Annotated in this window: 1 protein-coding gene; it reads left to right on the forward strand. The window is 63.1% G+C overall.

Annotated features, from left to right (window positions below):
• Nucleotides 1-11: 11 nt before the first annotated feature.
• Nucleotides 12-851 carry an IS5 family transposase gene (locus NLX86_RS34260; RefSeq protein WP_254375727.1) on the forward strand — a complete coding sequence of 280 codons (840 nt, stop codon included), beginning with the start codon at nucleotides 12-14 and terminating at the stop codon, nucleotides 849-851.
• Nucleotides 852-888 lie beyond the last annotated feature (37 nt).

An 888-nucleotide genomic window follows, 5' to 3' on the forward strand; every position in this document is an offset into this window, starting at 1 on the left:
CACGCTGGGCCGTGAGCCAGCGGAAGCCGTACCCCAGCGACCTGTCCGACGCCCGGTGGGCCTTGATCGAGCCGACGTTGACGGCCTGGAGGAAAGCCCGGCTCGACCGCCGCCCCACCGGCCAGCCGGCCTCGGTCGAACTCCGCGACGTATTCAACGCGATTCTGTACGTCAACCGCACCGGAATCCCCTGGAAATACCTTCCGCACGACTTCCCGAACCACGGCACCGTCTACTCCTACTACGCGGCCTGGCGCGACGAGGGAATCTTCGTTCAGCTCAACTACGACCTCACCGGCCTGGCCCGCGTAAAAGAGGGGCGCAAGCCCGATCCGACTGCCTCCGTGATCGACACCCAGAGCGTGAAGACCTCCACCAACGTACCCCTGACCAGCCAGGGAACAGACGCTGGCAAGAAGATCGTCGGCCGGAAGCGGGGCATCCTCACCGACACGATCGGACTGATCCTCGCCGTGACCGTCACCGCCGCGAGCCTCTCGGAAAACGCCGTCGGAATACAGCTGCTCGACCAGGCCAAGAAGACCTATCCGACCATCTCCAAGAGCTGGGTCGACACCGGGTTCAAGAACGCCGTCGTCGAGCACGGAGCCAACCTCGGAATCGACGTCGAAGTCGTCAACAGAAAGCCCGGAGTTCGCGGCTTCCATGTCGTCAAAAGGCGCTGGGTCGTTGAACGAAGTCTGGGTTGGATCATGATGCACCGCCGCCTCGCCCGCGACTATGAGACCCTGCCCGCCAGCTCCGAAGCCATGATCCACATCGCGTCGATCGACAACCTCGCCAGGCGCATAACGGACGAAACCACACCAACCTGGCGAGGAACCTACTAGGAGATATGGGGCAATACGTCTACGCCAAACGCCCTCT

Origin of the sequence: Streptomyces sp. A3M-1-3 (assembly GCF_024213665.1) — a bacterium.
Classification (GTDB): Bacteria; Actinomycetota; Actinomycetes; order Streptomycetales; family Streptomycetaceae; genus Streptomyces.